The 12257-nt window shown below is 67.3% G+C and carries 7 protein-coding genes; 4 read left to right on the top strand and 3 right to left on the bottom strand.

The window, feature by feature from the left end; translation table 11 throughout:
- Positions 1-880: 880 nt before the first annotated feature.
- Positions 881-5629, top strand: coding sequence for a carbohydrate-binding domain-containing protein (locus IGS68_RS35685; protein WP_305800073.1), 4749 nt, complete (start codon positions 881-883; stop codon positions 5627-5629).
- A gap of 48 nt (positions 5630-5677) precedes the next feature.
- Here the strand turns inward: IGS68_RS35685 and IGS68_RS22180 are convergent, their stop codons facing one another.
- The 3 genes from IGS68_RS22180 to IGS68_RS22170 form a co-directional block, all read right to left on the bottom strand.
- A complete protein-coding gene (locus tag IGS68_RS22180) occupies positions 5678-6022 on the bottom strand; it encodes a hypothetical protein (protein WP_201073976.1) in 345 nt (114 codons plus the stop codon).
- 87 nt (positions 6023-6109) lie between these two features.
- Positions 6110-7210: a polysaccharide deacetylase family protein gene (locus IGS68_RS22175; RefSeq protein WP_201073974.1), complete on the bottom strand. Its 1101-nt coding sequence runs from the start codon at positions 7208-7210 to the stop codon at positions 6110-6112.
- Between the two features lie 79 nt (positions 7211-7289).
- On the bottom strand, positions 7290-7988 hold the full coding sequence (locus IGS68_RS22170; RefSeq protein ID WP_201073972.1) for an FUSC family protein: 699 nt from the start codon (positions 7986-7988) through the stop codon (positions 7290-7292).
- Between the two features lie 381 nt (positions 7989-8369).
- On the opposite strand from IGS68_RS22170, the gene IGS68_RS22165 reads away from it, so the two are divergent.
- The 3 genes from IGS68_RS22165 (at position 8370) to IGS68_RS22155 (ending at position 11999) form a co-directional block, all read left to right on the top strand.
- A complete protein-coding gene (locus tag IGS68_RS22165) occupies positions 8370-9506 on the top strand; it encodes an AAC(3) family N-acetyltransferase (RefSeq protein ID WP_201073970.1) in 1137 nt (378 codons plus the stop codon).
- Complete coding sequence (locus IGS68_RS22160; RefSeq protein ID WP_201073968.1) at positions 9466-10656, top strand: hypothetical protein; 1191 nt, start codon at positions 9466-9468, stop codon at positions 10654-10656. Before IGS68_RS22165 ends, IGS68_RS22160 begins: the two co-directional genes overlap by 41 nt.
- Positions 10657-11072: 416 nt before the next feature.
- Positions 11073-11999, top strand: coding sequence for a hypothetical protein (locus tag IGS68_RS22155; protein ID WP_201073966.1), 927 nt, complete (start codon positions 11073-11075; stop codon positions 11997-11999).
- The last annotated feature ends 258 nt before the right edge of the window (positions 12000-12257 follow it).

The following is a 12257-nucleotide window of genomic DNA, read 5'->3' as shown; positions in this document are numbered from 1 at the left end:
GCGGAGGTGATGTGGGTCGACGATCGTAGGTTGCGCCCATGGCGCAACGCATCGGATCAGCTGTCTCGGGCGGATCGACCTGATCGGGTGCTTTCCCTGGAGGCAGGAACTCGGACATTTCAGCAAGAAGGTGGACCGCTCCGAGGCGGCCTGTTGGTGCGGAAACGTGCTTTGCGGCTTGGCGATCGGCAAAACATGTCGGTCCACATGATCGAAGGCCTTCAAGGCGTAAGTCCAGGGTGTGCCGGACCAGCGGTCCCGGTCGGCCTCAGTCGGGTAGTTCAGCGTCGTCCGGGCTGCTGACAGCCGCCTGCGGCGCGAAGTCGCAATCCAGTTCCCGTGCGCCTGACAGCGCCGCCTCGCCGGATTCGGCGGCGGCCTCGTGCGGCCGTATTGGCTTGGAACGGTAACCGATCAGGTCGATCCGTCCGAGACAGCCGGACCGATGCGTCGTGCCACGACCCAGGCAAACTCGACGGCCCGCGTCACCCACACTTCGAGTGAAACCCCAGGTTGGGCCACGGGCCAACACTATGCGGCAAGCGGAACGCGGGCAAAGCGCTCCCACGCCGCCGGTGACCCCATCGAAGGTTGCGGCCTGGAGAGCGCGGCGACCCCTGCCGTTCGGCTTTACTTCGAAAATGCAGGGAATCAGCGCGTAAAGCCGTATGACAAAATGCGGCAATTACCAGAGTAAATCAATGCAGATAAAGACACGAAAGAGACTGCATAATTAACTTTACATATACCATGTACAATAGGTTACGATTTCAAAGTACTCCTGCTTTTACTGATCATTAAGTCTGCGAGAATACCCTTGGATTAACTTGAGGCGCTTGCGATGCGCCGCAGCAAAGTCCTTTTCCAAGGTATCCGCATCATGACTGCTCAATCGGCTGGCCAGACCCTCGTCGGCACCGGCGGCAACACTGTCCTTACCGGCGGCCCGGGCAACGACACGATCTGGGGCGACGGGATGCCGACGACCGTGGCCGAACCCTTCAGCCTGCGCGTCAAGGCGTCGGCGGACCTCTACCAGGGGGCGCCGAAGATGCGGGTCTGGGCGGACAAGGTCTTCCTGGGCGAGGTCACCGTCACGGCGGTCCATGGCGACGGCGCCTGGCAGGAGTTCGCGTTCTCGCGGGTCGGCCTGTCGGGCGCCGCCAGGATCAGGATCGAATATGTCAACGACCTGGGCGGCTCGACGCCCGGCAAGGATCGCAATCTCTGGATCGACAGCATCGAGGTCAACGGCGCGACCCTGACGCCGGACCAGTCGGTCTATGAACGGGGCGCCAAGGTCCAGGCCGGCCAGTCCGGCATGATGTGGGGCGGCGCGCTGGTGTTCGATACGGCCAAGTATCCGGCCGTCAGGAAGCCGGCCTGGCTTCCCGGCGGCGGCGACGACGTCCTGAGGGGCGGCGACGGCGACGACCTGCTCCATGGCGGCACCGGCAGCAACGTCCTGGAGGGCGGGGCCGGGATCGACACCGCGGGCTATCTCCATGCCAGGGCCGATTATGCCGTGACCGCCGAGACCGACGGCACGGTGAGGGTCGTCGGCCGCGGATCGAGCGACCGGCTGGACGGGATCGAGAAGCTGAAGTTCGCCGACGGCACCGTCGATCTCAGGGACCTGGTGCCCGTCGCGGCGCCGGACGAGGCCGACACGAAGGAGGGAACCCCGGTCGTCATCGACGTGTTGGCCGACGACACGGTGCCCGCCGGGGAGAGCCTGCACCTGACCGGCGTGGGGCAGCCCGCGAACGGCATGGTTACCATCAATGCCGACGGCACCCTGACCTATATCCCGAAGGATTATTGGAGCGGCCGGGATAGTTTTACCTACAGCTTGAGCGACGGGAAGCACGGCACCGCGACCGGTTTCGTGTCCGTCGAGGTCTCGGCCGTGGCGGACAAACCCCTGCTCTCCGTCGCCGGCACCCTCCGAGCCGAAGTGAAGCCCACGGAGACGACAGCAGTGCCCATCGATATCTCCGCGAACCTGATCGATCTCGACGGTTCCGAAAACCTCACGGTGATGATCAGCGAGGTCCCGCAAGGGGTGACCTTCACCGCGGGGGCGCGCGACGACAGCGGCAACTGGGTCCTGCAGCCGGCCGACCTGGCCGGATTGCAGATGATCCTGCCGGCCGCCTTCTCCGACAGCTTCGCGCTGACCGTCGCCGCCCAGTCGGTCGAGACGTCCAACCGCGCCACCGCGGCGACCTACAAGACGGTGGAGGTCCAGCTCGCCAAGGCCGCCGCCACGGATATCGTCGTGCGCGCCTCCGGCGACAGCTACAAGGGCGCGCCGACCTTCAGCCTCCTGGTGGACGGCCAGAAGATCGGCCAGACCGCCTCGGTGCAGGCGTCCCACAAGCTGGGCCAGTGGCAGGACATCGTCTTCAAGCTTCCGGCCGGCACCGACCCTCGCAGGGTCGAGATCCGCTACGAGAACGACCAGGGCGACTCCGGCGGCGACCGCAACCTCTATGTCCAGTACATCGACGTCCTCGGCACCCGGCTGATGCCGGACGAGGGCCGGTACGAGCGCTACTCCAAGCCCGCGATCAAGGGGCAGGAAGCCCTGCTGTGGGGCGGCAAGCTGATCTTCGCCGACCTCGCGCAGACGCCGGCCCCCGGCGGCAGCGCTCCGGGCACCGGAGGCGGCAGCGGAGGCGGCAGCGGCGGGTCCGGCGGCTCGGGCTCAGGGACCATCGCCGTCAAGGCGTCGGGCGACCTCGCGGGCGGCGTTCCGCCGCAGTTCGACCTGTACGTCAACGGCATGAAGATCGGGGCGACCACGCCGGTCACCGCGTCGCACGCTGACGGCCAGTGGCAGACCTACACCTTCACGCCCCCGTCGGGCACCACGGCCCGGAGCAAGATCGAGCTACGCTACACCAACGACAGCTCCTCCCAGGGCGACCGCAACCTGTATGTCGACTATATCGAGGTCAACGGGACCCGGCTCCAGGCGGAGGACGCCGTCTATTCACGCACCGGCCTGAGCACGATCACCGGGGCCGAGGCCATGAAATGGGGCGGCTCCCTGGTCTTCAACGGCGCCCCGGTGGCGATCGTCCCGGCGGTGATCGAGGTGAAACCCTCCGGCCCGGTGCTCAAGGCGCCGGACCTGGCCGAACCCGCCAGGGCGGGCGAGATCGTGGCGCTCCAGCTCAGGAACGACGGCGACAAGGCCGAGCCCGCCGGCCAGGTCACTTTCGGCCACGTCTTCAAGCAGGGCGACCTGCAGCCGGGCAAGTACCTGGTGGCCCTGATCGACGGGCGCGCGGTGCCGGTCCAGCTCGACGTCAAGGCGACCCACGAGGACGGCTCGGTCCGCCATGCCCTCCTGACCGTGGCGCAGCCGGCGCTGGCGGCCGGGGCCAAGGTGGACCTGATGCTCAAGTCCGCATCGGCTCCGCCGGCCGGGCCCGCCATCAGGCCGTCCGACATCCTGAACAAGGGCTACGACGTCGACGTGGTCCTGAACCTGAAGAACGCCGACGGGACCGTCACCAAATTCGCCGTCGATGCCGCCGCGGAGGTGGCCAAGGCCGCCGCGGCCGGCACCCTGACGACCTGGATGAGCGGGCCGCTGGCGAGCGAATACCGTTTGGTCAAGGCGATCAACGACCATCTGAACGTCACCCTGGACATCCGCGCCTTCAAGGACGGCAGCGTCCGGACCGACGTGACGCTGGGCGTCGAAAGCTCCTACAAGCCCGGTGTCCAGAACTTCTACACCTACGACATCCAGGTGCTCGACCACGGCACCGTGGCCTATGCCAAGACCGACATCGCCCATTACCGGAACACCCGCTGGCACAAGGAGATCTGGTCGGGCGGCGAGCCCGACATCCACGTGGCCTACGACGTGGGATATCTCCAGGCGACCGGCGCCGTGGCTTCGATCGACAGCTCCCTGGGCGTGCTCGCGGGCAGCGTCCACCTGCCGTCGGGGGCGAACACGGACCCCCTGGGCAACGCCATGATCTACAAGAAGATGTCCGACGTCGGCGGGCGCGGCGACATCGGCATCATGCCGATCTGGAACGCCCGCTACCTGGCGAGCCAGGACGCGGACGCGATGAAGACCATGCTGGCCAACGCCGACGCGGCCGGCAGCATCCCGTGGCATTACCGCGACGAGAAGACCGGCGAATACCTGCGTATCGACCAGCATCCCAGGCTGTGGATGGACGGCCGGACCAACTGGGCCGAGTTCGGTTCCGACGGGCTGACCAACGGCTTCGCCAAGGGCACCGCGGTCGGCTGGGAGATGGACACCGCCCATCAGCCGGCGCTCAGCTACCTTCCCTACTTGGTCACCGGGTCGCAATACTACCTGGACGAGCTGCTGGCGCAGACCTCCTACAGCATCGGGTCGTACGCTCCCCATTACCGCGGCTACGGCGAGGGCTTCCTGGACTTCGACCAGGTCCGCGGCCGGGCCTGGACGTGGCGCAACATGAGCGACACCGCCTACATCGCGCCCGACGACCACGAGATGAAGACCTATTTCGTCGACATGCTGGAAAGCAACCTGGACAAGCTGGTGGAGCGGTACATCACCAAGGGAGCCATGGACAAGTACGGCGCGATCGAGGGGTTCTTCCGCCACGACATGTGGCCCGACGGCGACCTGCTGGTCTGGCAGTCCGACTTCGTGGCGCTGGTCCTCGGATCGATCGCGGAGCGCGGCAGCGCCCAGGCGGCAGAACTGCTGAAATGGATGGACGGCTTCACATCGGGCCGCTTCATCCGCGGCGACGACGGGTTCGACCCGCGCTTCGGGGCGGCCTACATCCTCAAGGTCAACGCGCCGGCGAACGGGCCGGTCTATACGACCTGGGCCGACCTCTTCAAAGGCAGCTTCGGCTCCTCCCCCTCGGTCCCGGCCGAAGGCATCATGGGCACGCCGACCTCGCCCTACGGCTACGCCGCCAATGCCAAGGCGGCGGTCGCCGCCATCTTCAGCGCGATCCAGTCGCCCGACGCGATGGAGGCGTTCGGCTTCCTGACCAAGTCCATCGTGCAGGCCAAGGGCGCCCCGTCCTTCTACCATGATCCGACCTGGAACGTGGCGCCCAAGCTGTCCGACGGAAGCTACCTGACTTTCGACGGCATCCGCATCACCAGCTCGTCGGGCAAGCAGACCCTGACCGGGGCGGACAAGAACGAGCTGATCCACGGCTCGCTGGGCGACGACACCATCACGGGCGGGAAGGGGATCGACATCCTGTTCGGCGCGGAAGGCAACGACATCCTGAAGGGCGGGGCCGGGGACGATTTCCTCTACGGCGGACCGGGCGACGACCGGCTGTACGGCGGGCCGGGCGACGACTACCTGAAGGGCAACTCCGGCGACGACACCTTCGTGTTCGACCGGGAGGCGGGCGGGCGCAACCGGATCGGGGACTTCAACGGGCACGGCTCCGACATCCTGGAGATCACCGCCGACCTGAACGGCAACGGGCTGCGCACGGCCGCCCAGGTGATCGGGACCGCGACCCATGACGCCGACGGCAACGCGGTGCTCCATCTGGGGAGCGGCATCGAGATCGTCCTGCTGGGCGTGTCGGCCGACGAACTGAAGGCCGACATGATCCACATGACCTGAGGGATCGGAACCTGAGGGATCGGGCGGGGAGGGGGCGCCCCCTCCGCGTCACTCCGTGTAGGGCGTGACGAACTGCGCCGGCTCGATCCAGCCGAAGCTCTTCACCTGGTCGCCGCGGAAGACGCATTCGAACTTGACCGGCACCGGCTCGCGGAAGCGGTCCCCGTCCTCGATCGTGCCGACGACCTGGATCATCCGCATCGGGAACAGCGCCGGCGTACCGGCTTCCGGCAGGATCTCGATCCGGGCGTTCCGGATCGGCTGCCACGGCCAGACCGCCGAGGGCAGCTCGGCGCATGCCTCGACGGCGGTCGTCTCCGGAAACAGGGTCGTGCAGCCGCCGGCCGCCAGGGTGGCGGCCGCGAGGAGGGCGGCGGTGGGAAGAGGACGCATGGTTGTGAACCCTGATTGCCAGTCTGTACGCTAAACCCGGATCACCATGGCGCAACCCCGTGCGGGCGTCCACTGGCCAATCGTGGGTCAGCCGCTCGACGAGCACTGCCGGGCCGCCGGGCGGACGGCGGGCGCCCGGTTCGGCTGTTCGTCGCGGGCCAGCCCCGCGTGCCGCTTGAGCAGGTCGCGCACCGACAGGGGATCGCCGGCGGTCCCGCCCAGCTCGCCGAAGAACCGCTCGCAGAAGCCTTCCACCCGGTCCATGAAGACGTCCAGGTCGCGCCGGGTCCGCACATAGGGCGTGTTGCCCGGCACCAGGGACGGGCTGTGGTAGGACAGCATGAAGATGCGCTGGCCGCGCCGGATCATCGCGCGGACCAGGGCCATGTGCTGGGCCGGCGGCACCCCTTCCGGGGTCAGGATGATGCGGTCGATCAGCCCCAGGCGGGACAGCACGCCGGGGATCCGGCAGGCCTGGGCGATCGGCGATTCGAGGGCGCCTTCCAGGCCGGGGCCCTGGCCGGACAGCAGGCCGACATAGCCTCGGGTCAGCGGCAGCTCCAGCAGCCGGCCCGGCGGCCCGATCCAGTAGGGCTGCGGCTCGACCCGCCGGAAATCCGGGCCGTGATGCACCCGGAGGTCCGCTCCCGGGACGGCGCTGAGGTCGATGCAGTAGCCCAGGTCCGCGAGGGTCCGGAAGGTGCGCGGGCCGAGCCCGTAGCGGCCGGCCTTGTAGATCCGCGGCGTCAGCCCCAGCCCGTCCTCGATCGCGCGGGTCAGCGCCTCCAGCTTGGCCCGTTCCAGGTCGGGCGGCAGGTTGCCGGGGAACGAGTTGCGCTCGGACACCTCCTCGTCGAACGGCGGGTTGACCCAGGGATGGAGCTGGGTCCCGATCAGGCAGGCATCGTCCTTCAGCAGGTCGCGGAGCGGTTCGAGCCCGTCGCGCTGGCTGGCCACGGGATAGTCGACGACATAGGTGGGGCGGATGCCGAACTTCCCGAAGATGCGGTGCATGGGGCCCTGGGCCGCCATGGAACGGACGCTGCGCTGATCGCGGGAGAAGGGGGCCGACCAGTCGAATTCCTCCTCCGCGTCCACCACCACCAGCAGGATCGGGGGAAGTTCGGGCGGAGCCTTGATTGGATTCCAGTCGTCCTCGAACAGGACTTTTTGCTTTTCCGCCCGCATGTTCCCGCGTTCGTCTGAGTTGTAAGCCTGATTTGGCCGGCCGCCGGCCGCCCGCAAGCGTCAAGATGGAGTGGGTGGGTCAGGGCTGTATGCCGAAATGGATCGCCAGGGCCGACCCGATGCTGATTCCGACCGCCGCGAGCGCCAGGAGGCCGGCGACCCAGTCCGGCACGAGCGACCGGCGCTGGTGCCGGATCAGCGCCTCCAATTCCTCCTGCCGGACGGCCAGCGCGTCCAGACGGTCGATCAGCGCGCGGCCGAGCAACTCTTCCCGTTCGCGGTCGGCCTCCAGCCGGCGCATCAGCCGGTCCACCCGGTCGGCGGTCGCCCGCATGCCCTGGGTATGGTTCAGCAGGAGCGAGGCGAGCTCTTCCCGCTGGCGCGCTCCCGCCTGTTCCATCGTGCGTTCCAGGGTCGGGGCCAGGGTCCGGCCCAGCTCGGCGGACAGCAGGTCGCCGACCATCCGGGCGGCCGGCGGCAGGGCGCGCCCGTGGGAACCGTCGTCCTCCGCGGGCGGGGCCGGGTCGGGCCGGCCGTCCAGGCCCATCACCCGGGCCGTCATGATCTGGCCGGACAGCGCGCGCAGGTCGGATGCCAGTTCCTCCAGCGTTCTGTCATCCGGAATCCGGTCCCGGACGCTCTGTGTCACCTCCCGCTCCTTTGCCGGTTCGTCCGGGGTCCTGTCATCCGGCGCCCCGTGGTCCGGTGCCATTCCGTCGGGCGCCGTCGGGTCTATGCCGGCTTCCGTGCCGTGCCGCTGCGACGGAGCCCGGCTCATCGTGGAAACCGATCTAACCATGAGAACCCATAGAGTTGCATGACGCGACAGCGGCTTGTCCGCTGTCCTTCCGAGGTATCCGGACCGTTCCACCGGGGTGATTGGCGGCACCTCCGCAACGAAGTGGTAACGGCTTCAAGGCGCTGGCTGTTGCAGGTCGAGTTTTCCCGAATCCGGTGCCGAAGATGCAACAATCCATATGAAGTATCGGCCTCACCATTGGCGTCATTGATGGTCGATTACGGTTCCCGCAACCTCGCATGGGTAAAGAGATATGATTGTATTTGTAGCTTTGTTTATGAAACGGATGAGCTCCGATTGACTGGAAAAGATCAGCTTAATCATGCAAAGACTGTAGAAAGTCCAAGGGGAGACAAACCGATGGCTGCGAACCCTGGCCAGACCGCGTCGGTTCCGCCGGAGAACAGGAAGCGGATCCATCGCATGATCGAATCGGCCGTCCCGGGGCCGCTGCTCAGGGCGGCCAGCCGGCTGCTGCCGGCCGGGATGAAGCGGGCGATCAACGCGGCCATATCCTCCGGCGGGGCCGCCCTGGTCGAGTCCGCCCTGGCGAAGCGGTCGGAGCGGCGCCACGGCGCCGGCCGGCGCGCGATCGGGCGGGCGGAGCTGGAGAACGACCTGAAGGCGGCCGGCCTGCCCGACGGGGCCGTGGTCTTCGTCCACGGTTCCCTCTCCCGGCTGGGCTTCGTCGAGGGGGGCGCCGCGACGGTGCTGGCGGCGCTGGAGAGCACGGTCGTCGCGCGCGGCGGCACGCTGGCGATGCCGGCCTTCACCATGACCGGTTCGATGTACGAGACGCTGAAGTCCGGCCCGCGCTTCGACGTGCGCGAGACGCCGACCGGCATGGGAAAGATCGCCGAGACCCTGCGCCGCGACCCGCGCGCCCGGCGCAGCATCCACCCCACCCATTCGGTGGCGGCGCTGGGCGACCTTGCGGAGTGGCTGGTCGCCGACCACCACCGCTCGCCCTTCGCGTTCGACGCCGACAGCCCCTTCGGGCGGCTGCTGGAGGCCGACGGCTGGCTGATGGGCCTGGGCACGGACCTGGGGCCGGTCACCTTCTACCACGTGCTGGAGGACCTGCGCGGCGACAGCTTCCCGTTCCCGGTCTATACGCCGGACAGCCCGCTCCTGCGGGAGGTCACCGGGCACGCCGGCGAGACGCTGAAGGTCGCCGTCATGGCCCATTCGTCGGTCGTCTCGGCCGACCGCATCGACAAGCCGACCGGCCTGGCCGTGCGCGACTACGTCACCCGCTACCTGGAGCGGGACGGCGGCCTGCGCTGGATCAAGCTGGGCGACGGCAAGGCCTGGGTGATCCGGGCGGCCGACATGTTCACCTGCCTGGAATGCCTGATGGTCCAGGGCGTCACCATCTACCGCGACCCCGCCGAGGGGCGCGTGCCTGACAGCGAGAGGAAAGACTTCGGTGCCGGTTCAAGAGCTTCTGCCCAGATTGGTCCCGAGGATCGTCAAAGACAGGCTGCGTCCGCTTAAAGACCTGGCCGACTTCCAGCGGCTGCCCCCGGCGGCCAAGGCGGCCGCGCGGCGGGATCGCTCCGGCGACCGGCGCGCCGATCCCGGCATCGAGGCGGCGGTCGCCGCGTCGCTGGACTGGCTGCGCGCGGCCCAGGACAACTCCGCCTCGCGCGACGGCGGCGTGGCGCGGCACTTCAGCCTGGTGGGCGGCTGGGCGCCCTCCTACCCGGAGACGACCGGCTATATCGTGCCGACGCTGATCGCCCAGGCGCGGCTGCGCGGCGACGCCGACCTGCGCGAGCGGGCACGGCGCATGCTGGACTGGCTGGTGTCGATCCAGTTTCCCGACGGCGGGTTCCAGGGCGGCATGGTCGGCCAGACGCCGCGCGTGCCGGTGACCTTCAACACCGGGCAGATCCTGCTGGGGCTGGCGGCCGGCGTGGCGGAGTTCGGCGACGCCTACCGTCCGGCCATGACCCGGGCCGCGGACTGGCTGGCCGGTAGCCTGGACGCGGACGGCTGCTGGCGCCGCTTCCCGACGCCGTTCGCCCGCGCCGACGACAAGAGCTACGAGACCCATGTCGCCTGGGGCCTGCTGGAGGCCGCCCGGATCGATCCGTCGCGCGGCTGGGGCGAGGCGGGCCTGGCCCAGGTGCGCTGGGCGATCGGCCGCCAGCGGCCCAACGGCTGGATGGACGACTGCTGCCTGGAGGAGCCGGACCGGCCGCTGACCCACACGCTGGGCTACGCGCTGCGCGGCATCCTGGAGGCGTCCCGCTTCCGGCCCGACCAGGATTTCCGCGCGGCCGGCATCCGCCTGGCCGACGGCCTGCTGGGCTGCATCGGCCCCGACGGGGCGCTTCCCGGCCGGCTGACGGCGGAGTGGCGGCCGGCGGTCGACTGGGTATGCCTGACCGGCTCCGTCCAGGTCGCCCATTGCTGGCTGATGCTGTACCGGGACACCGGCGACGCCCGGTACCGCGACGCGGCGCTGAAGGTGAACGCCCATGTCCGCCGCACCGTGGACACCGCCGGCCCGCCGGAAACCCGCGGCGGCGTCAAGGGCTCCTTCCCGGTGGACGGCGGCTACGGCACCTTCGAGTACCTGAACTGGGCCGCCAAGTTCTTCATCGACGCGAACGAGCTGGAGCGGGAGGTCGCGGGCTGACGGCGGCGTCGGGGTAGGTCCTTCATCCTGACCTTCCCTACACCCGGAGGAGAGGGAGTTCGGTTCGGAAGCTGGCGAAACAAGGCAAAAGCCAGCGAGGGACACGTGCCGACAATCCTCAGACGCTTCAGACACTTCCCTGCGACATGCCCGTGCCGGCGTTACAGCTTATAAGGGTGGAAAATCCACAACAAGCCATACTAAAATAAAAAGACCCCGGGCGCGGCGTACCTGGCCCGAGGTCCGTGCTGCGCCTTGCGTTGCGCTAGCTGCTCTGGATCTGAGAATAGTCGGCAATGGCGGAAAGTCAAGATCTGTTCCACTATACAGAGCAGCTACATAGTGACCTGGATGCGGCGATATCGCCCTCGCGCTTGGCGCCATACCTAATGGCTGTAGGCGGCTCGGACCGCGACATGGCAATGAAGCTGTATCTCTGGAATGCCAGGATCGCGAAGTCGTTCCTGTACCCGTTGCACGTTGCCGAGGTAATAACCCGAAACGCCATGCACGAGGCATTCTCACGCAGTTTCGGCGGTCCCGGTTGGATGAACCCGGTTTCCGGGCACTTGGATAATCGCCTGAACATCCAGCCGCAGGCGGCTATCCAGAAGGCGATCGGCAGACTGGCAGCGAACGGGAACATTCATCCAAGTCCGGACGACATCGTCGCGGCGCTCACGTTTGACTTCTGGTCCAACCTCTTTCGTCGTGACTACAGCTGGCTGTGGCCGTTGCCTGACCCCGTGAGCGGCAAGAGCATCCTCAAAACGGTTTTTCCCAACCTGCCGGCCGGCAAGGGAAGGGGCTACGTCAAGGATCGGGTCGCCGCCATCAACGATTTCAGGAACAGGATCGCGCATCACGAACCTGTCCACTACCGGCACATCAATCATAAACAGGTTCACGACGGAGTCCTGGAATTCATCGGGTTCCGTTGCGCGTCCACAAGAGAATGGGTGGCTCGCCACTCGACGGTGCCGGCCGTGACCCGCACGGTGCCTACGCCTGAGGCCTATCTTCCAGGCAAGCTGTTGACCACCTTCAAGTTTGTGGCGCCGACCATCCTCTCTTCAGGTGATACGCTCGCCTCGGCTCTGACTGCCGTCAGGGCGGCCCGGCCGCCGCTTGCGCTTATCCCGGATCCCACCGCGACGCCATCCTACCGGCTCCTGACTCCGACGATGCTGCTCGAGTACCTCTCCGAGAGATCGGCAGAAAGCGGCGGGTTGGTCGATTTGACAGCATCCACTGTCGCCGACGTCGCCGCCGCCACAACGGCGGTGCTGATCGACACGGTCGATGTCGGAGTTTCCACCGGGGACCTTTCCGGTATTCGGTAGCAAACACACCCATTATACATAAAGATATGTTTATATATACAAGCCTTGCGCGACGTGGTAAAGTGCCTCATCAGACGTTCATGGGCGGTGTCCGCGCGCAAAGCGAAAGGGCCGCCTTGGTGGGGCGGCCCTTTGCTGTTGGAGGCAATGAATGATTGAAGTTTTTCCGGAAGCCGATGGCAGCCGCTCTTGCTCGACGCCTCCTATTCAAGCGCAGCACCCACCGAAAAACACAGAAAAGCTCCCAGCGCTGTCTAT

The sequence above is a fragment of the Skermanella sp. TT6 genome, assembly GCF_016653635.2.
Taxonomy (GTDB): Bacteria; Pseudomonadota; Alphaproteobacteria; order Azospirillales; family Azospirillaceae; genus Skermanella; species Skermanella cutis.
The sequence above is the reverse complement of the archived record's forward strand: the minus strand, read 5'-3'. Positions and strand labels throughout refer to the sequence as shown.